Genomic DNA, 545 nt, shown 5'->3' on the forward strand with positions numbered 1-545 from the left:
ATTGTAGTTTATTTTTATCAATTATTTTATAAATCTCATCTTTTAAATATAGCTTTCGTCGCTTCATTTTTTCGATTTCGTCATCTCTACTTGCATGTGTAACCATATCTTTATCAAGCTGATTGATTTGCTGATCAAGCGCTGTGTGTTCATCAAAAATACTGGCAAAATGGCTATCTTTCTGCTTAAGTTCGGCAATAATGTCTCTATTGTCTTGTAACGTATCAGTCTTTCTCATATTGTCATCCTTGTTATAAAACACAACCCTGCAATAAGCATCAGTGTCTTGTCTTAAAGGTTGTCATGATGCATTGCTCTGATTGTAAGTCTTAGGTTTTATTGAACCTAGTTGAGGTTTGATTCAATAGTGATAAAGCTTAATATCAGCAGAAATGTCTTTCGATAAACCAGCATAAAAGCGAATCTGCCACTAGACAAATAGGAACTCTTCCTATTCGCTTCATTTGATTGTAGCGAAAAAATCACGGCTATACCATGGTTATTATTCGTCCATAAGTTTATATTTAATTAATTAAATGTATTTA

General features: G+C 32.5%; 1 protein-coding gene. It reads right to left on the reverse strand.

The window, feature by feature from the left end:
• A partial coding sequence (locus tag ACS8FD_RS23810) for a YdcH family protein (protein ID WP_439277666.1) occupies positions 1-238 on the reverse strand: 238 nt, incomplete at its 3' end.
• Positions 239-545: the final 307 nt, after the last annotated feature.

The organism is Psychrobacter sp. 1U2 (assembly GCF_051847575.1).